Origin of the sequence: Micromonospora sp. NPDC006766, assembly GCF_040636055.1 — a bacterium.
Classification (GTDB): Bacteria; Actinomycetota; Actinomycetes; order Mycobacteriales; family Micromonosporaceae; genus Micromonospora.
In genome coordinates this window covers 1-24590 of sequence record NZ_JBEYIX010000041.1, presented here as the reverse complement: position 1 = coordinate 24590, position 24590 = coordinate 1, and the positions used below count along the sequence as shown (strand labels likewise).

The following is a 24590-nucleotide window of genomic DNA, read 5'->3' as shown; positions in this document are numbered from 1 at the left end:
GGAAAGACTGTAGCACAGGCGACCGGTAGCGGTCCCGGTGTCCCCTGTGTGCGTCCCTGTCCTAGCAGCGGAGCGGTACCCGGCATCCGCAGGTTCTTCGGGTACGACAGACGGTCCCTCTCGTGGTGGAGAAGGACCGTGCGGCGTGGAGTCAGGCAGTGCCGGCCTGCTGGCGGCACTGGTGGTCCCGGTTGTGCTGAAGGGCTTCTTCGAGCTGGTCTTCGAGGATGATGATCCGGCAGGCGGCTTCGAGGGCGGTGCCGTGGTCGACCATCTCCCGGGCTCGTGCGGCCAGGCGCAGCTGGTAGCGGGAGTAGCGGCGGTGTCCGCCGGCGGAGCGGAACGGGATGATCAGTTTCGCCTCGTCGAGGCGGCGCAGGAAGTCCTGCGAGGCGCCCACGATCTCGGCGGCGCGGCCCATGGTGTAGGCGGGGTAGTCGTCGTCGTTGAGCATGTCGTCGGGTTGGGCCATACATTCCTCTTCATGAACGAGGGCCCCGGCGCAGCATGCGCCGGGGCCCAGGGTTACGGGTTGAACACACCATCTACCGACAGGTTCGTCGGGTTCTCGTTTCCGCACCGTGCCGCTATCGGCGACAGGGGGTGCGAGGATCGCATAAGCGTGACCGGAGACCACCTCACATTCGATGGGACTGCGGTGTCCACCACAGAACTGGAACTACGTTCTGACGGCGGGCGATCCAACGGTGTCCAGCCCTCCCTTTCCTCTGTTTCCATTACCTGTGGTGCTGCCCGCCGGTGTCGGAGCCCCACGCAACTTCACGGCCCCGCACACGTGCGGCGGATCTCTCCTGCATCAGGCGGAGCCCCGAACTTTGCATCGGCCCTGCCTGCGGTTGCCCTGACCTGGAGTTACGTCAAGGTCTTGACCTGCACTTGCCTTGCTGCGTGCGGTGATGTCGTTCCACCGCGGTTACCGAGCGGGCCACGAGGAGTTCCGGGCCCTGCTTGACGCTCGGCCTGTTTCGTCGGCGTTTTTAACCGATCTCTGTCGTCAACGGAGACAACACTACCCACGCCCACCAAGAATGTCTAGTCTCGGCAGACCAGATTTTCTCGGCGGCTGCCCGAGGCTTTCCGGGCGCGTCGGCTGCTGGCCGGCCGGCGGCAGCGGCGGCGATGTACGCCCGGCCGCGAGGAGGTCAGGCGGCGGTCGGTAGCTCGACGGTGACGGTGGCGGTGACGCCGTGCTGGTCGATCAGTAAGGCGCTGGTCAGCTGGCGGGCCAGGGCCGCCGGTGCAGGAACGCCAGAGCGTCCGCACCGTCGACGGCGGTGTGCAGCCGGGCCGGTGGCTGATGAGTGCTCCACGCCTCGGCTATCAACGCCCGGTCGCCTGGATCGTCGTCGACCAGCAGCATCTCGCGCACCGGCGCCGGCAGTGCGGCGCTCATGCCGAGGTGGCCGCAGCGGCGCGCTTGAGGACCCGGTGCACCGTAAGCCGCGAGACCTCTCCTGGCCGGACCCGGCTCCCGCGGGCCACGACACGAACCGCCTCCGCCGTCGCCTCCGGGCGGGGCCTGACTGGCGCAAGATCAGCAGGTGTTGGTTCCCCGGGCGGCCTGTCGTTGTTTTTTCGCTGGAAACTACATCCGCCGCTCATCCGCGACCTCGGCGTCCCGACCGTCCCGGGCCGCCTCGCAGCGCTCCGCCAGCTCGTATTTCAGGCTCCGGCACCGGTCGTCGCTCAGGCTCTGGGCTTCCACTACCACACCATCCAACGACACCACGCCGCCGCCGGTGGCACCTGGTACCGCTACAGCCCGTCATGGCGATCTACCCAGGAGATCTCTTCCCGAGGTGGCTGCTCGCGGCTCTCCACAGCAGCGGCAACGAACCCCTTCGTCACTGCTGGTGAAGCCGCTCGGCGTCCGCCCACATACTGATTTGCCGATGAGCGGATGCCGACGGACTCGCTGTCTGCATGACACCGGAGTTGGCCCTGCACGCGCTGGCCGAGATCGGTGCCGTCCGCCGGGTCATATGCTCGCCGGGTGGCGGACGAGGAGACTACGGAACTTGTCATCGATCGCCTGCTCCTAGCGTTGGCGGCGCAAGTCGACACGTCGGGGAGCCCGGCCCTGGCGGCAGGTGCGGCCGAGGCGCTCGCCGACTTGAGCAGAGCCCAGGCCGATGTCATCTTCGGCCAAGCAGGTCATCTGGTTCACTATGGCGCGGACACCAAACCGCTGAAGACTCTCATACACGCGATCACGGTCATCCAACGCGATGAGGCTCCGCCAGATGCCGCGGTTAAGCCAGGTGACGAAGTGCGACTCGTGGGTGAGGTGCCAGAGAGTCTTGCCGACTACGACGAGACGTGGCTCCGCGAGACCACGTTCGTCGTCCGCTACGTCGATAGGACCGCGATGGTCGCCGTGCAGCCGGACCTGTCCGAGGATTACGTGATCGCGACGGTGCCAGCCGCCTGCGTGGAACCATTGCGACGAGAGAACACTCCGTAGCATCGCCGCATCTGCTCAGGTCCGACTGCCGTTCATGCGGCCGGTGGATACGTCGGTGACAACCATGATGCTGGACACGCCGACGGCGGCGACACGTGCCCGCCCACGTCCGGCTTCGGTCGCCGACCGCGCGCAGCGGGCCGGCCGGGCCACCTTCGCTGAAGTGTTCGGCAAGCGCGGACGCCATCAACGACCGGCTCGCAGCCGTCCGGCTGGCGCTCGGAGGCTGATCGCCCGTTGTCCTGATGTGACAATGCGTCGGTGGCTGTCCCAGAGCAGGATTCGTATGCCGTCGACATCGCCGATGCCTCCTACCGGTGGTATGTGATCGCCTCGAAACGGTCGCGGCGGGCGCACCGGATCGCCGACGTCGGCGCCGTGGTGATCTCGGCGTCCATCCCGGTCGTCGCTGTGATCGCGCCCGGTCTGCCGGCGATTACCGCGGTCCTCGGCAGCGTGCTCGTGGTCATCGCCGGTGTCCGTGCCATCTACCACTGGTCGGAGAACTACCTCCGCTTCAGCCGCGCACGTGAGGAGGTGGAGGAGCAGCGCCGGCTGTTCCACGTGTTGGCGGCCCCGTACGACGATCCGGCCACCCGCGACGAGGAATTGGTTAAGGCGATCACCCGGATCGAGCAGGTCGAGATGGGCCAGTGGACGCAGGTCGCAGTGGGTCGGACCGTGCCGAGGCAGAACCAGGCGGAGTAGCCGACGGGAGACTGGCTGTGAGGTCGTGTCCGTTCGGCTGTTTGTTCTAGAGAGACATGGCCGGCTGAGTGCGCTGACAGCTCGGTTACTGAGCAGTATCGGACGGCGATGCGGCGGCTACGTGTCACTGAGCCGGCGCTGAGGTTCGCGTCGATACCATGTGTTAATGAGTTCATGCACGGCCCCGGTGCGGGGCCATCGGACTGCCAGCGCCCGTGCGGAGTGCCCCGCATGCGGCGGACGCTTCAGATCTCGCGGCTATTCATCCGGCGGAGGCGGTAGCTCGTACGCTTCCTCCAGCGGCGGCAGGTACGGGTCGAGCGGAGGTACTCGTTCCACCGCGGGGCGGCAGGTTCCCAGCATTCAGACTCTCCGCCCGCAGATCCAGCAGATCGTGGAGAACTCGGCGGAAATTCGGCCAACAGCCGGTCAATTAGGTACTACGGCAGTGACGTACGACGTGTTTATCTCCCACGCCTGGGAGGACAAAGAAACGGTGGTTCGGGACCTAGCAGTCGCCTTGCAGGAACATGGACTTTCGGTTTGGTACGACGAGTTCGTGCTCAGGATCGGAGACAGCCTTCGGCAGGCCATCGACCGCGGCATCGCCAACAGCAAGTTCGGAATCGTCGTTCTCTCTGAGGCGTTCTTCCGTAAGCAATGGACGCAATACGAACTGGATGGTTTGGTGCATATGTCGATGCACGAGCGGCGGAGGCAGGTATGCCTTCCCATCTGGCACAAGATCTCAGTCAACGAGGTGACCGCCAATAGTCCCAGTTTGGCCAACGTGTTGGCGTTGCGAACCTCCGATTACTCTATTGCTCAAATCGCGGAGGAAATCGCTGCGGTAGTTCGTCCAGCCGGTTCGTGACGTCGAGGGGGTGCGGATTACGGCGTATTCCGCACCGCTCGATCAGCGCCTCTGCGCCTACGTTTCCATCCCGGTCTGGGTCAATCCTTAAGCCTGCAATCGGCCCGAATGCGGCGCGTAGGGCCGGACTGTGCGGTGGGTTCCTATAAGAGAGCTACCCGGTTGGCTGCAGATCAACGGCCAGTCGATGTGAGCTATTTGCAGTATCCGGATCTGCCGCAATTCGCGCGCGCTGCCGTTCCAGTGCTCTGCTCCGGCTGTGCGGCGTGATCGATTCGACAGGCGTGGTCCAGTCGTCTGATGAGTGGTGAACGGTGCCGAGCCGATTCGGGCGCCGTGTGGAGGGAGTGTCTCCGCAGGAACCCGGCTTTACAGTGGGCATCGTGATCTTTGCCTGGTGGATGGTTGCTGTCCGGTACCGCTGCGCGATCTTCGTGCTGGCGGTGCTGGGCCTGGCGGCGGTGGTCGCTGTCGGCACACTGTCGCCGACGGAGCCGGAGGGCTTGGTTCTGGGCATGTTCGTCGCGATGGTGGTACTTCTCGTGCTGCTGGTGCTGGTGGTCCGGGTCGCCCGGCGGGGTGTTCCCACCGGCCTGGAGGTTTCCGGCGGCGCGTTTCGGTCGCCGCGGCCCACCTTCTTCCTGGGCTTGGCCCTGCCGCACCTGTGCGCGATCGCTATTTTCGTTCTTGTGGGCTCGTGGACGGCGCGGTACGAGCACACGGTCAACCCTGGGTGGCTGTTGGCCGTTGCACTGATTGCCGCGCCGATCGGGCTCTACGTGCCGGGCCTCTGGCGCGGAGTCGGGGTGATCCTGACTCCGGACGGCATCCGCTCGGATGGCTACCTCCGCACGCTGATGATTCCCTGGGATGCCCTGGCCGACGTCCAGCCGCTCCAACCCGCTGACGCTCGCGGGGAGGTTCGGCTCACCTACACCCGTCCGGAGCTGCTCCGGGGCACTGGTGGGTTGCTGCGTCGGGACCGGATTTACTTCGAGGGCACTGACCGTGACCTGATCGCCGACGCCGTCGCTCACTACGCCGCGCATCCCGCCGCCCGTTCGGCGATCGGCAGCCACACCGGCTACGAAAATCTCCAACAGCTACATGCCGACGCGACCCCGGCACGCCGGCATGCACCCGAGCCGGCACAGTCCCGCTGGTGGGAGATCGCCGGATGGTTTCTCCTCGTCGCCCTCGCCGTGGTGGCGGCCCGGCCATGGCGCTGACCGGCTCCCGGATCGTGATCGGTCTTATCGGCCTTCTCTGCTTCCTCAGTGCGGCCGCGCATCTGCACACGCGATCCACGACGCGAAAGCGGACATCAACCTGAAGACTGCTGTGGGGGCGGCGGCGTACGAGAAGCATGTTGCGGCGCTGCGAGCCATTGCCGGTCTCACCGACTGACGCCAGACCAAGCACATTGCCGCGACCAACGCGCTGGGCTCAGCGGCAGAGCACGGATCTGCCGCTGACATGGCGTGCCAGTCGTGTGGGCACCCTCACGGTCAGTACGGCATCCAGATCGCCCGCCGCGTCATCAGACGATGATCGTCGACGCAGATCTCGCCGCCAGCACCATGCTCGGCGTGACTCACCGTGATTGCTGGACAAGCCATGACCACGAATACAAGACAGTTGGATTACGCGACCCTGCCAGTCGACCAGGCCTCCTGGCCCACGCCCGGATGTTCATGACCGACTTTGTGGCCTGGTACAACGAGGCCCACCGCCACGTCGGCATCGGACTACACACCCCCGCCGAAGTCCACTACGGCCGCCACCGAGCGGTCCGCGCGGCGCGGGAACGGACCCTGGCCACCGCCCGCGCGGCGCACCCCGAACGGTTCACCACCAGCCGGCTCCTACCAAGATCCTCGACCTGCTCGACCAGGTCTGGATCAACAAACCCGACCAGCAAACAGAACAGCAACCGCTGGTCGCCTAACTCCCACTGGCCTCAACCCTTGGCACGTTCCGGCCCGCCGTCTGGGTCCGGCATGCCTCAGTGAGTAGTGCTGAGCGCGTCAGGGACCATTCGGCCTCGGGGATGGTTGGCGCAGCTGCTGGATGGTTGGGCAACGAGGAGATCACTCTGCTGACGAGTGCGCTGGCGATGTGCCACCGCTCCATGCGGAGTCCGGTATTGCGGCAGGTTCGGCAGCGGATGAGGCCGGCGGCGCATTTGGTGGCGCCGAAGCAGTCGGGGCAGCGGTTCAGCTCGGCAAGAATGTCGTCGGTGAGGACGTCGGCCAGTGTGTGGGGGCCGGTGCCGCCGTAGCCCCAGGCAAACAGGCCGCGGGCGCCCGCTTCGCTGTCGCGCAGCAGCCGCCGGCTGCCATCTGGTTCCTCGACCACCACGAGATAGGAGCCATCAATTTCGGGTAGGCCGTGGTAGCGGCGGTCGCTGAACCCTGGCCCTGCCAGAAGTTCCCGAAGGCTGTTATGTAGGCCCGGCACACGCCGCCTCGATAGGACTACCTCGCGTCGGCCGGTTCTGGCGTTTGCCGACCAGTTGGTAGCAGCCGTGATGAGGCGACGAAGCTGGGGATGTATTTGTCGGGCGTGGCTGTCGTGTTCGTCTTTGCCTTCATGGTTGCCCTGCGCGGTGGCTGGCTGGCCGTGAGCATCGTCGTCCTGGTCGTCCTTGCCGTACTCGTCGATGACCCGATTGAGGTACTCGTGTAGGTGGTAGGCGGCGTCACGATCGCCCTCGCGAACGGCAGCGATCGCGTGGGCCCACAAGGTGAGCAGGTATACGGCGGGGTAGATCGGGTCATCGACGTGCAGGTGGAGCTGGAACTCCTCCTCAGCCTTAGTAACCAGCGCGTGCGGGAGTGCCTGTGGCTGACCGGCGGGGACAGGCTGGCGGCGGCGCTTTCCCGGGCTGTGGGCCAGCCAGCCGGCGGCGGTCAATCGGGCCTGCCAGGCTGCGGCGGCAAGCGGGTAGGGATTTCCGTTGGTCTGCCACGGCAGCCAGTCGACCAGTTCGTTAATCGCTTTGTCTGCCTGCTGGTCAGGCGGCGTAGCTGATAGGAGCGGGTCGAATTCGGCGATGAGGCCGGCGAGTACCAGGTTGGAGCGGTGCCGGTTGGCGTCCATATCGTTACCGTGACCCCACCTGAGCTGTTGAGCCACGCGGTCGAGTGCCTGCGTGTAGATCTCGACCGCTCGACCGTCGCCTGCGGTGGCTGCCATCGTCGCCGCGCTGAGGAGTCTGCGGCCGGTCAGCAGCGCCCGTCGATCAAAGCCGGCGTGGAAGGCAGCCGCCGCGAGTTCAGCCATAGTCTCGGCGGCGGCCACCGCTGGACCGGTCGGGTTGGGTGTGTGGGTGGTGCGCCATCCGGTGCGATCTGGGGGCAGCGGACGGGCCGGACCGACGTCTCCGCTGAGCCGTGTCGCGATTGCTTCCAGTTGTTCTTCGACCGCATCGGGCGGCATCCGGTGGGTCGAGTAGAGGCGGCTTGCGAGGTGCCCGAGGCGTCGTACGTCAGCCTGGAACCCGGCACTGCCCTGCCACCCAGCTGGCCAGGCCGCACTCTCCGGCGTTGGTGCAGCGAGCATGGAGGCGAGACGATTGACCTCAGCAAGGAAGAGGTCGTAAGCCTGAGCGCTCCTCGCCCGCATGTTCGCTGTTGAGAGCGTCGTTGCCGGTGCCGTGGACTGCTTGCTATCACAGAGTGAGTCGAAGATCATCATCAGTTCCTCGGCGTCCAAGGCATGACGGGTCGCATCGTCCACCGCCTCGCGCACCGAGCGTGAGACCAGCCGCTGACGCCGCTGCTCCGGACCGATTTCATTCGACGGTCCGTGCCCTAGCCGCAGACCGACCGCGGTCCCGTTCTCTACGCTGCTGCGTTCGCCGAGGAGTTGGAGTCGGTCCTCGGCAGCGCGTGTCGGCCTGCCGTCCAGCTCATCTGGGGCGCGACGCCGTCGACGGCCGACGTCCGGCGATGGCGGCCTGAGCACCCGAAGAGTGCGCGGTGGCAGCAGCTGCGCCAGCCGGGCTCCGACGACGTCAACGAGGGCATCGAGGAGCAGATCGCTATGCACATACGGGCCGGACGTGCGGGCCCGCTGCGCTAGACCGCCAATGGATTCGATTACGGCTTCGGCCACCACGCGATCCCCACTCAGGTGAACACCCAAGGCCGCGAGCGCAGTAATTACATCCTCTCGACCTGCTGCGGGTTCCCGTCCCAGCTCGGCGACCACCAGCCGGATGACTCGGGCGATGTCCTCCGGCGGCACACCGGCATGCCAGCGCAACACCAGCGCCAGCGCCCAGGTCGCGGCCGTCGTTCGGTACTGTTCGATGGGCAGCCGAGCGGCGCCGACAAGTTCGGTGAGCAGTTCCGTCTGGGCTTCCAGAGCCCGTCGCGGTCGGGAGGCGCGGTCGGCGAGGGCCGAAACCTTCCGCGCTGTGTGGCTCACAAACCAACCCGGGTTGGCACGCCGCGATCCACGCCAGGTCGCATCGGCCATGAGCAGCAGCGCCATCCCGAAGCCGGCGAACGCCAGGCGGGTCAAAAGCGGGGAGGGATTGACCGCCGCGACCATCGGCAGCGCAACGCCCAGGACAGCGACGACAGCCGCGCTCATGGCGCTGGACCCGCTGAAGACGACCCGCGCAGCCCGCCACGAAAACGGCGAGAGCATCTGCATAGCGACCAGCCCGACTGTCGGCAGCAGGACCAGCAACGCGGCGACAATGGCGGACATAGCCAGGCTAGCGGCGGATTGGAAACCTCGCCCGGCGTCACCTGGGGCAAGGGGAATCCTCGGCCAGACGATGCAGGCGTAAACCCCGGCAGCGCCCACCATCCACACCGGCGCTGCAGTTCCTAGCTGCCGCCAACGGACGCGTCGAATCCTGCCCCGAATCACGGCGCTGAGTATGCGCCCACGGGGCCAGTGATTCGACCAGGTTGTTTTGGTACCAGCGCACCAACTTCTCCTGGCCCCACCTTGGGATTCCAACTTCTAATGGCCCCACACCGGCATCGATGCGTCGGGGCACGGTGCCGGCCATACCAACTTGTTCTGGCCCACCCCTGACCACGGCTCCCGTCGACGGGTTGTGGGGCGCGCCGTGTCGGGCGTCCGCCGGTTGGAGGCACGCGATTGCCCAGGCCAGAGCGTGCTGGCGCACCGCTTCCGCTCCTCGGCGCGTCCCGCGCCTGCGGTACGGGTCGGCTTGCCACCGAGCAGCAAGGCGCGGCTCCAGCGGGTCGAGTCGGCCGGCTGGGCGTCTCCCGGATGCGCGGAGAGGTGGAGCCAAGAGGAGTTGTCGACAGATGTGCATCGATCCCACTGGTCCCAGACGAAGTTGGAACGGTGGGGCCAGAACAAGTTCGTACGAACAGGGCCAGTCCCGTGGTGAGCCAGGCCGCTCGTAGAGCTCTCCGTGGTGCCATCGCTCGTCCGAGTGGTAGAGCTCGCCGCGGGCCGCGATGCTGGCGTGTCTGCGGCCAGCAGGATTTCCCCACGGAGTCGTCGTCCGTCCAAGCTAGCCTCGCCGAGTGAGCTTCAGCGTCTACGCCCGGCACGTTCGCAATCCGGCGCTGCCCCATCGACGCCGGGTGTCGGCGCTACGGTCCTGTGTGCAGCTGTACCGGCCGATCGGCTTTCACGCGACCTTGAGCTTTTTGCGGGTGGTGGCTGGGCCGTTCGAGCGTGACGAGGTAGCCCTGCTGCGCGCGCTCGATGCCCTGAGCGCGAGCCGGGCTGGCTGGCACGCCGAACTTGGCGAGTACGCTGCGGAGCGCCGCGCCGCCAAGCGTCGGGGGCAGCGGAGCCCTCGCCCGAACGATCCGAACCCCAATCTGGGTCTTCGATGCTGGTACGGCGCAGCGCAGCAGGCCGCCCTGCATGCCTTGATGTTCTGGCGTCGCAAGCGCCTGCCCGCTCTGCTGGCCTGGCCCGACCCAATTGCGTCGCAGGTCGATTCCTGCGTCACCGCTTGCCTTGTGGCAGGAGGACCGCTCACGTCCGCCCAGCGGGAGCAGCTGTCCGTCGCGGTCGATGCGCTTCAGCGCCACGTTCAGGCAGGCCTGTGGCAAGACGATCAGGCCGCCTACTTCCGGGCGCGAGAACTGTTGACGGTCGCTCGGTATGTCCGCACCGCTGCTGATGCCGTGCAGGGTTCAAGACCCCCGGCTTCCTATCGGATAAAGTGACGAACGAAGGTGCCCGTACCCGGGAATCACAACTGGCCACCAACACTGGCGACGCCGAGAGCTGGGGCCGACCCTCGTCCTGGTGAGTGATGATGGCGGACATGAGGTAGGCGTCGGGCGGATGGTGTAGCGCCGCCCGGATTTGTCGACGAAATCCGCAGGCGACATCAGTCGATCTCCGTCTGGCTGTTGTCGGGATGGGTGACGAGGCGCTGGTGCGCGTCGTGTGCGTGCTGGCGCAGGTGCTCGGGGATGGGCGTCATGTGAGGCGTGGGGCGGGTGTCGTTGACGGCGTGGACGCGGGCGGTGGTGGCGGCGACGGCGTCGGCGAGGGCCGCGTTGCGGTTGGCGGCGCGGCGGGCCTGTTCGGCGGCGGCGGCGAGGCCGGTGTAGCGCGCCGGTAGGGCATCGTCGTACCAGCGTTTCCACGCCGCGTGCTGGGCGTCGAGGGCCGTGGCGCGTTGGCTGTGCTCGGCGATCTGTTGGTCGAGGCTGGCCAGCTTCTGTCGAAGGCTGCCGACCTGGTCGGCAGCTGCGGCGGCGTGGGTGTGCAGGTCGCGTTGTGCGGTGAGGCGTCGGGTACGTGAGGGGCCGCGGTGCCACCAGCGGGGTTGCAACCGTTGCGCGCGCAGCGCCGTGTGGCGGTGTGTGGCGTCGGCGGTGGCGAGCAGCTGGGCGAGGTCGTGGCGGTGGTGTTCGGCGTCGGCGAGGGCGCGGTAGGTGGCGCGCAGCGCGTCGGCGACGTAGGCCGGTGCGGCGTTGTCGGCAGCGCGCTGCGCGGTGATGAGGCGGGTGAGTTCGGCGTCGGGTGCGGTGGTGAGTCGCCCGGCGAGGGTGGCGGCGCCGAGGACGAGTCGGGCTCGGTGCCAGGCGTTCCATCGGGTGATGTCGTTGGTGTGGGGTTCGGGTCCGATGGGTTGGTCGCTGGTGAGCTGGTAGGTGTCGCGGTAGGCGGCGATGACCTCGGCGCGGGTGAGCCATTGTTGGCGGCCGGTGTCGTCGGTGGGGATGTCGCCGAGGGCGAGGCTCCAGGCGGGCCGGGTCTGTGCGGCGAGTTGCGCGAGTGCTTCGGCGCGGCGGTCGCAGATGGCGGCGACCTGGCGCAGCGCGTCACCGATGTCGTCGGTGAGGTCGGTCGGGAGGCGGTCGGTGTGGGTGCGCCAGTGTTCTGGGCGTTCGGCGACGGCGGGGTCGGCGGTAGCTCGTTGCATGAGGCGGTCGATGCGCCAGCTGAGGACGGCGGCGATGTCGTCGGCGGTGTCGAGTTCGCGTACGCGGATGACGCGGCGGAGGACGTCGCGGGGTTCGTGTCCGGCGGCGGCGTAGGTGGTGACTCGGCTGATGAGCGCCGGTAGGGCGAGGTCGTGGGCGAGCCGGTCGGCGAGGGCGGGGCCGCTGAGCTGGCGGATGATGGCGAGGTATTCGGGGATGCGGGCGCGGGCGGTGAGGTCGTCGTAGATGGGCGTCCAGGTGTGCAGGGCGTCGGCGTCGGCCCAGAGCTGCTGTTCAGTTTCGGTGGCGGAGCGCTCGGGGGTGGCCCGGCGCATGATGTCGGCGAGCACGGCGACGCGGGCGGTGGGCGGCGCCGGTGGGGTGCCTTCGCGGGGGTCGTCGTCGGTGACGACGTACGCCTCGTTGAGCGTCCGGCCGCGGGTGAGCATGACGTAGATGCGGGCGAGTGAGGTGTTGTCGTCGATGAGCGCGCGGGCGGTGTCGACGGTTTGTCCTTGGACCGAGTCGACGGTTTGGGCGTACGCGAGGTGGGTGTGCCAGGCGGTGTAGGCGGCGGGCAGGATGGCGGCTGTGCCGGTGGTGGTGTTGGTGACGTGGAGTTGCCCGTCGCGGGTGACGGCGTTGATGCGCCACTGGTCGCGGTTGGTGACGTAGTCGGGGCCGGCGGCGATGCGGCGGTCGTTGCGGCAGGTGACGATGATGTCGCCCACGCTGGCCAGGTTGCCGTCGCGCAGGCGGACGGCGCGGCCGGGCTGCACGTGGCCCGCGGTGATGAGCAAGTTGCGCGCGTGGTGGGCGATCTCGGTGGCCTCTTCGGTGGTGTCGACGAGCATCATGCTGTGGCGGCCGGCGGTGATGTCGGCGAGCCACCGGGTGAGCATCTGGTCGATGAGGTGGCGGCGGTGCCCGCCGACGAGGCGTCCACGCCGGTCGTACTCGTCGAGGACGGTGGGGTCGCCGTGGCGGAGCCGTAGCGAGGCGGGGCCTTCCCAGGCGTGGGTGAAGCGATGTACGTGCGACAGGTGGGTGGTGACGCCGAGAGTGGCGAGGTAGCGGAGCAGCCCACCGGGTCCGACGGCGGATGTCTGGTTGGGGTCGCCGACGAGGATGAGCTTGCCGTGTACCTGGTCGAGCTGGGCGGTGATGCGGGCAAGGTCGTGGCTAGATATCTGGGATGCCTCGTCGACGATGACCCATTGCCCGGGTGCGAACTGCCAGTCGCGGGCGTTGCTGCCAGGCGGGGGGCGATGTTGGGCGTGCAGCCACCGCGCGACGTTCTCGGTGCGCAGGGTGGTCCCGCCGGGTTGGCGGGTGGCGTCAGCGAGCAGGTTGGCAGCGGCCTGACCGACGGTGAGACCCAGCACCGGTATGCCTGCGGCGTGGGCTGCGGCAACGACGGCCCGCTGAAGGTGCGTCTTGCCGGTGCCGGCGGGGCCGATGACGCCGGTGACGCGCCGGTCATCGCCGATGAGAAACCGCAACACCTCGGCTTTCTCGCCGGACAGGTCCAACTGCTCGATGGCGGCGTTGACGACCTCGGCGGGGGCGGGCCGTGCACCGAGTTGACGGGCGTAGGCGATGACCTGGTGCTCGGCAGCGAGGACGGCTTGGGTGGTCAGGTGCAGGTCCCGGTGGCGGGTGTATTCGCTGTGCTGGTCGCTGGCTCGCTGCAGGCTCGGTCCCCACTGCACGAGCGCTGGGGGAGTCAGGACGCGCAGGCCTGCGGTCCGCTCGGCGACGGCGTGCGCGGCGAGGCGCTGCACGCGTTGCCAGTCCGCGGCGGGCGAGTGCCCGGGTGTGATGTCGAGGACCTGACCGATGGCGAGTTCGAGGTGGTCGCGGCCGAAGACGGCGCGCTGGCGGCTGAGCGTGTGCACGGCACGCGCGACCGCCAAGCGGTCGTCGGCGCGGACGGCGGCGTCGATGACGTGCGTGCGGTGCGCGCGGGGGACGCGAAGCTGGGCGGCGGCGTCCCGTAGCGTGGCTTCGTCCAGGGCTGCGGGGTCGGCTGCGAGACGGCGGGCCCGGCGCAGCACCCGCAGCGCGATGGCGGCGGTGTCATCGTGCGCGTGACTGGCGAGAAGACGATGGATCTGCCCGCTGGTGTCGAGGCCCATCTTGCGGTCTTCGGCGAGCCAACGGCGTACGGCCTCGTGGGTCGACTCGGCGCCTTTGTGAGGGCGGCGGGTGCGCAGGGTGGCGTTCTGGGCGTGAGTGCGCCACCTCCGCGGTGCCATCCGTTGGAGCGGGGACGCGCTGCGGTGGATCTCGTCGGTGATGGCGGCGCGGCGTTTGGCGTAGTGGCGCAGGGAGTCGTCGCTGATGCCGATGATTTCACGGATGCCGGTGTCGGGTCGTGGGGCGAAGGTGATGCCGCGGCGCTGGTGTAGCTCGGCTTCGATCGCGCGTTCGTAGGCGACGCGGGCGCCGATCGCGGCGCGGTAGAGGGCCCGGCCGTCGAGGGCGAGCCACTGGGGTTTCGCGTCGTGGCTGTGGGCTTGAACTTTGGCGGAGACCACGATGTGGGCGTGGAGTTGGGGGTCACGTTCGCGGCTGAGGCGGTGGTCGAAGACCATGGCCGCCAGGCCGGCGGTGTCGAGTTGGCGGATGCCGCCGGCGCCGGCGCGGGCGTAGGCGCCGTGCCGTTGCAGGTGCTCGAGTACGACCCGTACCCCGGCGTGGTGGGCAGCCATGACGTCGCGTTTGACGTCGTCGTCACCGAAGGCCCACAGCAGCGATACGGACTTGACCGGGGACACGGTGACGTCGAACGCGGACACTGCGCGGCGCTCCGGGGCGGTCATCGCGTCGTACCACGCCTTGTCTCGCTGTTCGACCGTGGCGTCGTCGGGCAGACGTGACAGCGCTCGTTGCGCGGCCGCGGCACGGTACGCGTCGGTCTGCGGTGCGTAGGTGCGCCATCGCTGTCCGAGCTGGTAGCCGGCGCGGGGATGGCGTCCCTGGCCGACGAGGAACCGCATCTGGCTCTCGGTGACCCAGCCGCTCATTCCGAGGACTGCGGCGCCGGCGCCTGCCCACCAGCCGGGGCTTTCACCTCGCGCCGTCGGGTCCATGTAGTACGGGGCCGGGCCTCCGGCGGTCGGGCCGCGCATGTCGTGTCGGCCGGCCGCGACCTGCTCCATCAGATAGCGATATCCGCTGCCGGGCGAGATTCGCGTGATGGACAACATGGGAAAACCGTAGAAGATCAATTAAATGGTGAGTAGCGGAGAATGCAAGAGGGTGTGTCGCTTCTGAGGGGGTGAGAATCGTGAGGGTGCATGTTCTTCCAGCTAGAAGGCTGTGTGGTTGGTCTGAGTGAAGATCTGAGGTGATTCCTGAAATTGCGGCCAGGATCGAACGAATAGACAAACTGGCGGGCTCGGGATGTGTTGGTGGGATCGTAAGGTCGCTACGGTCGGGATATGGCGAGTCAAACGGGGAATGATGCGGTCCGTGCGCTTCGGGCGCGGCAGGAGGTCGAGCGGCGTGCGGTGCGGGCCGTCGAGCAGTCTGCCTCGGCGCTTGCGGATGCTGCCGAGCGGCGGCGCGAGTTGCTGGCCAAGGTAGACGGGGAGGTCCGGGACGCGACGGCGGCGCACGAACTGTCGGTGGCCGTCCTGGCGACGATTCTGCGTGACGATGGGTTGGCTGCTGAGCTGGTCGGTGTGGACGTGAGCAGGGTCCGGGCGCTGCGGCGGACGGTGGACGGTAAGGCGGTGCGCGCGCGCATCGCGCAGTTGGGGTCGGTGATGCCGCGTCGCCGTGGCCGGCCGCCTGCGCCGGAGGTGGTATCGCGCGGGGGCGTGGTGGGTGATGCCGGGCCGGCCGCCGACCTGGTGGACGGCGGCTGACCCGCGCGGATGCGCTGTGGGACGTGGGGGTGAGAGCCGGTAGCGGCAGCCGGCGGCGGCGTGCTCGATGCGCGCCGACGACGTTCCGCGTGCGCCGCCCGGCCGTTGCGCGCGGCCGGGCGGGCTCGGGGTCAGGGGTGCTGGCCGAGCAGATGCCCGGGGTCGCCGGTGGTGGTCCATCCGGCGCAGTCGGTGAACAGTCGGTGCGCGCTGTGGGCGAGCGTGACCGGGTACAGGTCGGGGCGCTGCACGTAGTGCTTGCCGTGCTGCCAGAGGTCGAGCAGCATCGCGGCCAGTCGCAGGGTGGCGCGCATTCGTCCGGGGTTGCAGTCGTCGCAGTGGTGCCGGCGGGCGTACTTGATGAGTGCGACGGTTGCGGCGCGCAGTTGGACAGCGGTGGTGAGGTCGTTAACCGGCTCGGTGGGCCACGCGGGGCGGTGGTCGCACAGGTGCAGGTAGCCGATGACGTGGGCCATGCGGTGCCGGGCGTCTTCGAGCATGGCCAGGATCTGGCCGGCGCGGTGGACGGCGGGCGCAGCCGCCGGGGCCGACGTCGTGGGTGCCGTGAGAGCAGACATGGGGGCTCCTCGTGTTGGCGTTCGTGTGGGGCGGTGTTCGCCGTTCCGCCCGGATGGCGAGCGTGGTGCGAGGGGAGAGGGCGGCCCGGGTGGGTGACCCGGGCCGCGCCGGGGGCGTTAGCGGTAGCGGCGGCGTGAGGTGGCTGCCTTGGTGGCGGTGGTTGCGGTGGCGCGGTGCCACACCTGGACGGCTGCGCCGTGGCGCTTGGCGTCGTACATGGCGGCGTCAGCCCGGGTGAGCAGGTCGGAGGCCGTACGGGTGCCGTCGTCGGCTATCGCGAGCCCGATGCTCGCGCGGCAGTGCACGGGCTCGCCGAAGATCGCGAGCGCACTGCGGTCGAGGGCATCGGCGGCGGTGGTGGCGTTCTCGCGGCCGGTGCGCTCGTCGTCGTCGGTGATGATCAGGAACTCGTCGCCGCTCATTCGGCCGATGTAGGCGGCGGGTAGGTCGAGTGCGGTGAGGGTGTCCGCGACGTGGATGAGCAGGCTGTCGCCTGCGGCGTGCCCGTGCTGGTCGTTGGTCGCTTTGAAGTCGTTGAGGTCGAGCAGGGCGACGCTGACGGGCCGGGTGCGGTCGGTCAGAAGTGCGTCTAGGTGGCGCAGCAGCGCGCGGCGGTTGGGCAGCCCGGTCAGTGGGTCGTGGTCGGCCTCGTGGCGGGCGGTGGTGAGGGCGGTGCGAAGTCGTCGGTTGTGCACCAGGAGTGCGAGGAGGTTGGCGCTGGTGATTGCGAGCAGGATCGTTTGCCACGCCGTGTGCATTCGGGTGCTCCCTGGGGTTGGGGTTTGTGTGGTGTGCGGTGGGGGTTCGCCGTCCCCTCCGAACAGTCATTACTATACACCATTTGATGATGTGGGTCTATCCGATCCGGCCTTTGATGTGCCGGCGGCGCTTCCACATTTCGAGGCGTTGCCATGATGGGTAACAGGGGAGTCGGGGTGGCCGACTCCCCTGTTGCGTCTCTACGGCTGCTGTCGCTTGCGGGCGTCGCCGAGCACGTGAACCTGATCGGTCAGGACGAGCGGGGCGTCGGCCGGTCCCTTGATGTGAGGGCGGACGTAGGTTCGGCGGCGCAGCGCGCGGCCGGGGCCGTAGGGCTGCTGCCGGAAGAATCCGGCGACCCACCATCGGCGGGTGTAGACGCGCGTGGTCGTGCCGTCGGGGCTGTCCTGGCGGGTCTGCTGCTTGCGTCGCAGCCGCACCAGCCGAACCGTTGGCGCGGGTCGGTTGGCGCGCTGGTACGCCTTGCGCGTCGCCTTGTCGGCTGGTTCCTCGGTGATCTCGGCGTCGGGCTGCGTCGACAGGATCCACGTGGCGATCAGCGAGCACAGCATCACGCGCGTCTGCTCGCTGCCGGGTGCGTACGGCTGACCGAAGTGCAGTCCAGCGCCGGTGCTGACCGGGGCGAGCCAGCCGATGCGCTCGCGCAGTCCCTGCAATTCCACCTCGGTGGGCTGCTGACCCTGTAGGAGGGTTTCGGCTGGGGTGTAGAAGGTGATCCAGACGCCGTCGGGAATGGGTCCCCACTGTGCCGCGACGATTGGCACCGTTAGGCCGGTCTGCGGCTCTACCGGCCGATAGATCGGCGTGTGCCAGACGAGCAGGCCGTCGGATGCCGGCATCTCGACCTGCTCGATGCGTACGTCGGAAAGATCGCGTGCCGCGTGCGCGGCGAGGGCGGTGAAGTCGGGGTCGATCCAGAACACGCGTCCGTTTTCTGCATGGTTCGCCATGAGGGCGGTGTACTGGCGCAGTGCTTCGGGGTTGCGGGCGTCAACGATCGCGGCGGGGGCGTCGAGTGAGGCACCGGGGAACAGGTGTCCGGGAACCGTGTACGTCTCGCCATTGTCGAGCAGGCGCAGGAGATACGAACTGCCGGACGTGCGCCAGAAACGCACGAGCCGATCCCGCACCTTCGGCAGCACCTGCGGGCGCAGCGACCGTACCTCGGGGGCGGCGTCCTGTGCGGGAGGGCGGCTGCGGTTGGTCGCCCCGTGGGTGGGAAGCGGTCGTCGTGCCGGTGTGCTGGGAGTGGCGGCGAACAGGGCGTGGTGTAGAGGGCGAAAGAAGCTCTGCGCGTCATCCGACAGACCGCGACGGCGGGCGCGTTTGACGGCGCGAGCGGTCAGCCCTTCGGGGTCGCGCTGCTCGACCAGGCGCGCGCATGCCTCGCATGCTGCCCAACTGCCGCCGAGGTTGTGCATCGCCATGCCAGTGACGTCGGTGGGAGCCACCATGGCGATTTCGAGTTTGGCGAAGGTGAACGACGCCACCGGGTGAGGCGCGGAGCAAAAGTCGCAGGTCATTTCGACGTGCGTGAGCTGCGCGAGCGGCACCGGTTTGGGCTCGTGGTCGTCGTTGCTGCTGCGGGGGTGTAGGAACGCCCTTCCGCCGTCCGGGGTGGTGATCACCGTGAGGGGTACGCCGCACGTCGTGCAGCCGTACCCCTCGACGATCGGCGGAGCGCCGGCGTCGTGGGAGTCCATGCGTCTCCTCTGGGTTGGGGTTTGTGTGGTGTGCCGGTGGGGGTTCGCCGTCCCCTCCAAACAGTTATTACTATACCTCCTGTTGGGGTGTGGGTCTATCCGATTCGGCCTGATGATCGAGACGGTTCCGATGATCTTGATAGTGGTTGCCGGCGGCTACGCCGACGACGCTGCCGTGTACGGACACGGCGCGTCCCCCCACTTCCTTCGGCGGTGGGGGGCGAGTTCACTCGACCCGCGGCGCGCGCAGTGGAGGTCAAGTCCGGGCGTGGGGTTTCGAGGAAAGATCATGCGGGGTGTGCATGATGTTTCCGAGCCGCGCCCGGACTTGACCGGAGCGAGCACGTCGCTAGCCTGTTGCGGCCCCCACCGGTGAAGGGGGTTTTGGACAGTGCGGCCGGAGGCCGCTTCCGGTTACCCGGCCCGCCAGGGCCGGACGCCTCGGTGAGCGCAAGTGCGGTGATCGGTCGTCGTCGGCGGCAGCCCTACGCCGAGAGTCAGCTGGGCAGATCAGGGGTGAGGTGGTGTGCTGCCCTGCTCGTCCAGGATGGCCCACAGCGTTTCGCGCCTCCACCTGCGGCGGTAGCGCCCCTTTGGGCCTGCTGTCTGCTCATCGGCGCGCTCCAGCACGCGATCGGGTAGGGCGTTGACGGTGCTGTAGCCGAGCACTCTGGCGGCTTCCGCGTTGCCCACCAGTTCGTCCGGGTTGCCGGAGCGGTCAGGGTGGCCGTGGGGAGTGCCGGCTGGCCGCCCGGTGCGCGTCGCGCCTCCCTTGCCGATGCGGCTTTCCGCGATCTCCCACACGGTGCGCCGCTTCCACCGTCTGCGTTTGCGGCCGGATGGGGTCAAGGATTCGTCATCCACCTGCTGTTGCAGCCGCAGCCACACGGGGTTGTTTCCGGCGAGAGCGCGTCGGTCGCGGTAGCCGAGGATGCGGGCCGCCGTCGCGGTGTCGACCAACTCGTCCGGGTCCCCGGAGCGGTCGACGCTGTCTTGCGCACTGCGCCTGACCTGTTCGCGTGGCAGTTCGTATGTGGCGATGTCGTGGCGGTGCCATGAGCGGCCGTCGGCCGCGCGCTCGGGGAAGCCGTTGCTGTCGCGCTCGCGGTAGAGCCGGTCGAGGTGGCTTACGGAGATGCCGAGCATCGCCGCTGCTTCAACCCGGTTGACGACATCGCGGCCGTGTGGGGAGCGCGTGGACATGGAGTGATGATGCCGTACGCACTGGTTGGCAAGCCGAATGGTCGGCGGATGGCGGCTGAGGATGCTTCTCATGGTCTGCTTCACGGTCGTCGGGTGGGGGCTGCCGTACGATGGGCGGCACGCGTCCGGCGTAAGGGTTCGTTGGGGCCTGTGTGGCGCCGGATGCCAGGCGGCCGGGGGGAGTTCGCCAAACTAACCCCCCGGCCTCCGCCGAGCAGTCGACCCGATGGCGCTGGGGCGGGTGATGCCGGGCATTGGGAAGGCACCGTCGCGCGGCGCGCGCCAGGACCCCGTATTGCGTGCCGCCCGTGGCGATCACCTGCCCGGTTGGCAGCCTGCGCGCCACGTACTCGCGGCGCTGGGCGTCCCATCCTCCGACACAGACGGGCGATGGCTCGGTGATCATGTCCCATCGTTCACCGTCAGTGCCGTTGATCTGGACGTGGAACTCGCGGGTGAGAGTCCACCTGTCGCTGTAGGTGTCGAGCCGGAGGCCGTGGGGATTGTTGTCCCGGAAGAGGCGCCAGCGGCCATCGCGTCCGAGCAGCCGCGCAATATCCCGCTGTCCGTCAAGCGGGGCCTGGCCACGTGGGTGCCGTACTGGTGCGGTGGTCGGGTTCTGGCTGAGCCGCCGGTTTGGCATGGTCGAATCCCGTGGGTTGGTGTGGTGGGCCTCCGGAGGTTCGCCGTCTCCGGATACGGGTCATTACTATACAGGCATTGCGTGTGTGGGCTGAGCGCAGATCGTGGCGCACGCGGAGCTGGCAGGGCGGGCCGGCTGCGGACCTGCTGGGACGCGGACGTGTTCCGGCCCGCCCGGTGGCCGCGGGAGCAACGGTCTGGAGCACGACGGGCTCGGGAAAAATCGGTCTTGGGTGGTGCCGGCCGGGGGCCGGGTGTGGCCCCCGACCGGCAGCGGTTAAGCGGCGAGGTTGTGCGTGGTGTCGGAGTCCGTCTCCGTCTCGACGTCTGCGGTGTCGGCAGCGGCGACGGTTGCCGCGTCAACGCCGTGGCCCTCGCTCTCTGCCTGCTCGGGTTCGTCCTCGGTACGGGCAGGCTGCGGGTCGTCTGGCTCAGTGTTGGTGGATACGGCGGGGGCCGTTCGCCTGTTCGTGGTGCGGTTGGTGACGCCGTCGATGATGAGCTGTTCGACCTTGCCGACCTGGAAGCCGTTGGTGATGCACCACTGCAACCACTTCGCGACGGCCGGGTCCGGAGCACGCCAGGAGGCGCGGGTGATGGCGCTTTCGTTCGCGGCGGCGATGGCGGCCAGGGAGATGACCGTGTAGCGGGCGTCGCTGACGCGGGCCGGGACGCGGCTGGTGCCGGCGCGCTTGGTCTTGCCAGGCGAGAGGAGGTCGTCCAGCATCTTCCGGCCGCCGTTGACCCAGGTGGACAGGATGTAGCCGGAGTCGGCCAGCATTTCTGCGATGAGCTTGTTGGTGCCCTTGGGTGGGGTCTTGCCGGCGAGCAGGTTGGTCAGCCACTCGCGGCGGACGGTGTTCGCGGCTTCCATCAGCTTGTTGTTCTCGATGACGCGCCGCCGCTCTGCCTTTTCCTCCTCGGTCCTGGGGCCGCTGCGGGTCGTGGTGCTGTAGCTGTACTGGGTGTGCCCGTGCTTGCGCCAGTCGGTGCAGTAGGTGCGTTCGGTGAGGCGGTGGTCGTAGGCCAAGTACAGCAGGACGGCGTGGCCGGGGCAGGCGCTGTGGTCCTCGGGTTTGATGCGCTGGCCTTGGGCGTCGCGGAGGTCGCTGATCTCCTTGACCTTTGCGTCGTGGTAGCCGGGGTGTTCGGTCAGCAGGGTCACCCCGGCAGCGGTCAGCTCGGCGCGGCGCGCGGCTTCGGCTTCGCGGACGTTACGGGCGGAGCGGGCCTGCTCGACAGCTCGGGCGAACGCGAACGGCCCGGCATCCTCGGCTTCCTGCAACAGCGTTTCGATGGTGGCGGGTTCGTCGGTGAACTCGGTGAGTGCGGCGGCCTGGGTGAAGTCCAGTCCGAGTGCGTGGGTGCGCTCGGCGGTGTGTTTGTCCAGGGCGGCGACGCAGCGGCCGGCCTTGACCTGTTCGGGGTGGTAGCCGGTGCTGCGGGCGATCTCCTCGTCGCTCATGCCGTCAAGGGCGAGCTGCTGGATGCCTCGGGACACCTGTGCGGCGGTGGGGTCCTTGCGGTGGACCTGCCGCAGCATGCTGATGATCTGCTCGCGGTTACTGGCCAGGTCGTTCCGAACGATGGCCGGGATGTACTCCTGCTCGGCTTCGACGGCGGACCAGTATCGCTGCTCGCCGTCGATGATCAGGTACGTGTCGTCGTCAAGCGGCGTGACGATGACCGGGGCGAGCAGTCCGCGAACGCCGTCCTCTTGCAGGTTCTCCACGATGCCGGGCAGGGCCTGGGCGTCGTCGCGGACGTTGTCGGGGTTGGGTCTGATCTGCTTGATGGGCAGGAGCTCGTAGTCGCCGGGCAGTGCGGGCTTGGCGGTGGTGTGCTCGGTGTGGGCTGCCTCCGCCGGATTGGTGGGGGTGGTCGACGGGTCGGACAGTCCGTCCGGGTTGGGCTGGTCGGTTTCCGCGCTGGGCTGCGCTTCGGTTGCGGCGATCGTGAGCACCGGTGTGCTCCTTTCGGTTGTGGGTGTGTTGGTTGGCCGGTCAGACCCGGGTTGCCGTCCGGGCCGGACCGGTGGTTTCGGGGCCGCTGCGTTCATCCGCGCTGGTCGGGTCGCTGTCGAGTTGCCAGTGACGGAGGAACGTCGCGCGGCTTGTTAGGCGGCTGTGGCGACGGCGGTCAGGTGGGCGCGGGCGGCTGGTGCGGGCATCGCGCATTCGGTGCAGGTGGTGCTGTTCCAGCGGTGAGGGCTTGCGCCGTCGCCGGCTGGGCAGGGGCGGGTTTGCAGGTCGCGGATGTCGGCGGTGTTGAGGCAGGTGGGGCAGTGCCCCCAGTTGGCGGTCGAGGGGCCGGCGATGGGGGAGTCGCATTGGGCGCAGTACAGGCCGGCTTGGCGCAGTGCCTGGCCGATCACGTCGGCGGTGGTGACGGCGCGGCGGGCTGTTGCCGCGAGGTTCTTCCATGCGGCGGTGTTCTGGACGCGGTGCCAGTCCTCGGTGTTCAGGGCTGGATCGTGGAGGCTGCCGGGGTCGTCGGCCTGGGCGCGTAGGTATGCCTCGACTTCTGCGCGGCCGAACAGCGGCCCGGTCCACTGGTAGGTGCGGGCGAGCACGGAGACGAGGTGTCGGGCGTCGGGCTCGGCAAGGTTGCGGGGTAGGGACACCCCGTGGGGCAACCCGATGAACAGGGGCATTGCTTTCTCCCAAGATGCGCAGCGGTGGGTTTGCAGCGCACGACTGCGGGCGGGTTGAAGCCCGATTGCTGTGGCCGTGCGATGCGCTCCGATGTGGTCAGCCGTGCGGCTGGGCGCTGGGTCCGGGTGCCGCTGGCGGGTTGCGCCAGCGGCACCCGGTGATCGGGTCAGAGCGTGGCCGCGATTTCCATCGCCCGGATGCCGACGCCCTCCATGTCGTACGCGGCGTCCGGGTCGGTGAGGGTCTTTGCGGCGCTGGTGACGGCGTGCATGATGCCTCCGGCCGTGCGGTCGCCGCCGTCGATGAAGTGGTTCAGGATGAGCCGCTGCTCGTCCTCGGTGAATCGCAGCCGCTGGGCGACGACCCGGATGGTGTGGTCGGGGTCGGGGATCCGCCGGCCGGCCTTCTCCTCGATCTCTTCGATCTTGCGCTGCACGTAGCGGATGTCGAGGAAGCGGCGCACGGCGTCGCGGGTCTGCTTGCCGATCAGGTTGAGGTTTGCCTGGTGGGTGTCGTTGCTCCAGCGGATGGTGCCCTCGTCCATCTTCGCGCCGAGGTGCACTGCTCGCAGGGCGTCTTTGGTGATGGTGAGGCCGTTGTCGCAGACCTGCACGACGATGCGGGGAGTGACGGTGAACGCGCCAGAGCCCGTCTCGCTGTTGGTGAAGACGAGTCCGGCGAAGACGGTCGGGTTGTCCGCGCCGGTGGCTCCGGTGAAGGGGCTGCGGTAGTTGCGCAGCAGGTTACGGGCGAGGGTCTTGATGGCCTCGGAGTGCACCCGGACGACCATCCGGCGCTCGCTCAGGTCGCAATCCAGCTTGACGTTCATGCCCGACTCGCGGATGCCGGACAGGACGGCCATCAGAACGTCGAGGTTGTCGATGATCTTGTATCCGTCACTGAGGAAGGCGCGCAGGATGCCGCCGCCGTTGCCGTCGGACAGGCAGCGGGCGAGGTAGCGCTTGCCCTGGCTGAGGTCGAGCCATCCGTTGATGTTGGCGTCGTAGAGGTGCAGCGCCTGGGCGCGGGTCTTGCGCAGGTAGCCGGTGGGGATGCCGAGCTTCTCACCGAGTCCCGCGTCGCCCAGCTCGGTGGGCAGGTAGAGCCCGTCGGAGGGGGTGACGCCCGATTCGCTGATGATGGGTTCCGCGCCGGTGATGCGCAGGTGTCCGGCCTCGGCCCGCAGCATCGCCGTGCCAGCGACGATGTCGAGCTTGTGCGCCTGCTGGAGGTCGAGGATTCGGTGCAGGTCCGGCAGCGTCGCGTGCCGGGCGGTCAGGGGGATGGTGTCGAGCGTGTTGCTCACCGTTGATCCCTTTCGGTTGGGTGTTGGCTGCGAGGGTGGGGGTTGCCGTCCCCTCCCTCATTTGTTTAATGATACATGATTGGCGAAGTAGAATCCACTTGAGATTGCAGAACCCGTGGAATTCGCTGCGTGTCAAGTGGGTGACCGTCGGTATTAATGCCACGTAGTCGGTCGGTTTTCCCCTGTGGCCTCGAATGGCGAATTCGGCGGCGCAGCCATCATGTGGTGTTCGTCAGAGAGCCTTCCCGGTGGCCTGATCTTTGATCGGCCATGTGTCGCTGTGGAGGTCAAGCCTGGGGTGTGGCTTGACCGAGCCGAGGTCGTGGAACTGTCGAATGCCTGCTTCGGCGAGCACTCGGACCGCGCGCCGCAGGAACAGGCGGTTGGACC

18 protein-coding genes are annotated in these 24590 nt (G+C 68.2%); 6 read left to right on the top strand and 12 right to left on the bottom strand.

Annotated features, from left to right (window positions below):
* Positions 1 to 151: 151 nt before the first annotated feature.
* Entirely contained in the window at positions 152 to 472 is a 321-nt protein-coding gene (locus tag ABZ671_RS25050; protein ID WP_357862418.1) for a MerR family transcriptional regulator, read from the bottom strand.
* Between the two features lie 762 nt (positions 473 to 1234).
* Positions 1235 to 1414 (bottom strand): hypothetical protein, encoded by a 180-nt coding sequence (locus tag ABZ671_RS25045; RefSeq protein WP_357862415.1) that lies wholly within the window; start codon positions 1412 to 1414, stop codon positions 1235 to 1237.
* 600 nt (positions 1415 to 2014) lie between these two features.
* Between ABZ671_RS25045 and ABZ671_RS25040 the strand changes: the two genes are divergently transcribed.
* The 4 genes from ABZ671_RS25040 to ABZ671_RS25025 all read left to right on the top strand — a co-directional run bounded on the left by ABZ671_RS25040 (position 2015) and on the right by ABZ671_RS25025 (position 5296).
* Positions 2015 to 2485 (top strand): hypothetical protein, encoded by a 471-nt coding sequence (locus ABZ671_RS25040; protein ID WP_357862413.1) that lies wholly within the window; start codon positions 2015 to 2017, stop codon positions 2483 to 2485.
* A gap of 261 nt (positions 2486 to 2746) precedes the next feature.
* Positions 2747 to 3193 carry a DUF4231 domain-containing protein gene (locus ABZ671_RS25035; protein ID WP_357862411.1) on the top strand — a complete coding sequence of 149 codons (447 nt, stop codon included), beginning with the start codon at positions 2747 to 2749 and terminating at the stop codon, positions 3191 to 3193.
* 448 nt (positions 3194 to 3641) lie between these two features.
* Positions 3642 to 4067, top strand: coding sequence for a toll/interleukin-1 receptor domain-containing protein (locus tag ABZ671_RS25030; RefSeq protein ID WP_357862409.1), 426 nt, complete (start codon positions 3642 to 3644; stop codon positions 4065 to 4067).
* A gap of 383 nt (positions 4068 to 4450) precedes the next feature.
* Positions 4451 to 5296, top strand: coding sequence for a hypothetical protein (locus ABZ671_RS25025; RefSeq protein WP_357862407.1), 846 nt, complete (start codon positions 4451 to 4453; stop codon positions 5294 to 5296).
* Between the two features lie 715 nt (positions 5297 to 6011).
* On the opposite strand, the gene ABZ671_RS25020 is transcribed toward ABZ671_RS25025, so the two are convergent.
* Complete coding sequence (locus ABZ671_RS25020) at positions 6012 to 8789, bottom strand: hypothetical protein (protein ID WP_357862405.1); 2778 nt, start codon at positions 8787 to 8789, stop codon at positions 6012 to 6014.
* A gap of 800 nt (positions 8790 to 9589) precedes the next feature.
* On the opposite strand from ABZ671_RS25020, the gene ABZ671_RS25015 reads away from it, so the two are divergent.
* Positions 9590 to 10246, top strand: coding sequence for a hypothetical protein (locus tag ABZ671_RS25015; protein WP_357862402.1), 657 nt, complete (start codon positions 9590 to 9592; stop codon positions 10244 to 10246).
* Positions 10247 to 10413: 167 nt separating this feature from the next.
* Here the strand turns inward: ABZ671_RS25015 and mobF are convergent, their stop codons facing one another.
* Entirely contained in the window at positions 10414 to 14670 is a 4257-nt protein-coding gene (gene mobF, locus ABZ671_RS25010; protein WP_357862400.1) for a MobF family relaxase, read from the bottom strand.
* Positions 14671 to 14904: 234 nt separating this feature from the next.
* On the opposite strand from mobF, the gene ABZ671_RS25005 reads away from it, so the two are divergent.
* Entirely contained in the window at positions 14905 to 15333 is a 429-nt protein-coding gene (locus tag ABZ671_RS25005) for a hypothetical protein (RefSeq protein WP_357862398.1), read from the top strand.
* A gap of 131 nt (positions 15334 to 15464) precedes the next feature.
* Here ABZ671_RS25005 and ABZ671_RS25000 read toward each other — a convergent pair whose 3' ends face one another.
* The 8 genes from ABZ671_RS25000 to ABZ671_RS24965 form a co-directional block, all read right to left on the bottom strand.
* Positions 15465 to 15911, bottom strand: coding sequence for a hypothetical protein (locus tag ABZ671_RS25000; protein WP_357862396.1), 447 nt, complete (start codon positions 15909 to 15911; stop codon positions 15465 to 15467).
* Positions 15912 to 16028: 117 nt separating this feature from the next.
* The gene (locus ABZ671_RS24995) at positions 16029 to 16670 is read right to left on the bottom strand and encodes a GGDEF domain-containing protein (protein WP_357862394.1); all 642 of its coding nucleotides are present in this window, start codon (positions 16668 to 16670) and stop codon (positions 16029 to 16031) included.
* A 201-nt stretch (positions 16671 to 16871) separates the two neighbouring features.
* Positions 16872 to 18395, bottom strand: a complete 1524-nt coding sequence (locus ABZ671_RS24990) for a hypothetical protein (RefSeq protein ID WP_357862392.1) — start codon at positions 18393 to 18395, stop codon at positions 16872 to 16874.
* 510 nt (positions 18396 to 18905) lie between these two features.
* The gene (locus ABZ671_RS24985; protein ID WP_357862389.1) at positions 18906 to 19682 is read right to left on the bottom strand and encodes a hypothetical protein; all 777 of its coding nucleotides are present in this window, start codon (positions 19680 to 19682) and stop codon (positions 18906 to 18908) included.
* 835 nt (positions 19683 to 20517) lie between these two features.
* Positions 20518 to 22203 carry a ParB N-terminal domain-containing protein gene (locus ABZ671_RS24980; RefSeq protein ID WP_357862387.1) on the bottom strand — a complete coding sequence of 562 codons (1686 nt, stop codon included), beginning with the start codon at positions 22201 to 22203 and terminating at the stop codon, positions 20518 to 20520.
* Positions 22204 to 22356: 153 nt separating this feature from the next.
* Positions 22357 to 22893 carry a hypothetical protein gene (locus ABZ671_RS24975; RefSeq protein WP_357862385.1) on the bottom strand — a complete coding sequence of 179 codons (537 nt, stop codon included), beginning with the start codon at positions 22891 to 22893 and terminating at the stop codon, positions 22357 to 22359.
* Between the two features lie 167 nt (positions 22894 to 23060).
* The gene (locus ABZ671_RS24970; RefSeq protein ID WP_357862383.1) at positions 23061 to 24200 is read right to left on the bottom strand and encodes a DUF932 domain-containing protein; all 1140 of its coding nucleotides are present in this window, start codon (positions 24198 to 24200) and stop codon (positions 23061 to 23063) included.
* 232 nt (positions 24201 to 24432) lie between these two features.
* Positions 24433 to 24579 carry a hypothetical protein gene (locus ABZ671_RS24965; RefSeq protein ID WP_357862466.1) on the bottom strand — a complete coding sequence of 49 codons (147 nt, stop codon included), beginning with the start codon at positions 24577 to 24579 and terminating at the stop codon, positions 24433 to 24435.
* Between the last annotated feature and the right edge of the window lie 11 nt (positions 24580 to 24590).

Coding starts and splice junctions, on each gene's coding strand:
- ABZ671_RS25050 (WP_357862418.1), bottom strand. CDS start 472: ATGGCCCAACCCGACGACATGCTCAACGACGACGACTACCCCGCCTAC.
- ABZ671_RS25045 (WP_357862415.1), bottom strand. CDS start 1,414: ATGAGCGCCGCACTGCCGGCGCCGGTGCGCGAGATGCTGCTGGTCGAC.
- ABZ671_RS25020 (WP_357862405.1), bottom strand. CDS start 8,789: ATGTCCGCCATTGTCGCCGCGTTGCTGGTCCTGCTGCCGACAGTCGGG.
- mobF (WP_357862400.1), bottom strand. CDS start 14,670: ATGTTGTCCATCACGCGAATCTCGCCCGGCAGCGGATATCGCTATCTG.
- ABZ671_RS25005 (WP_357862398.1), top strand. CDS start 14,905: ATGGCGAGTCAAACGGGGAATGATGCGGTCCGTGCGCTTCGGGCGCGG.
- ABZ671_RS25000 (WP_357862396.1), bottom strand. CDS start 15,911: ATGTCTGCTCTCACGGCACCCACGACGTCGGCCCCGGCGGCTGCGCCC.
- ABZ671_RS24995 (WP_357862394.1), bottom strand. CDS start 16,670: ATGCACACGGCGTGGCAAACGATCCTGCTCGCAATCACCAGCGCCAAC.
- ABZ671_RS24990 (WP_357862392.1), bottom strand. CDS start 18,395: ATGGACTCCCACGACGCCGGCGCTCCGCCGATCGTCGAGGGGTACGGC.
- ABZ671_RS24975 (WP_357862385.1), bottom strand. CDS start 22,893: ATGCCCCTGTTCATCGGGTTGCCCCACGGGGTGTCCCTACCCCGCAAC.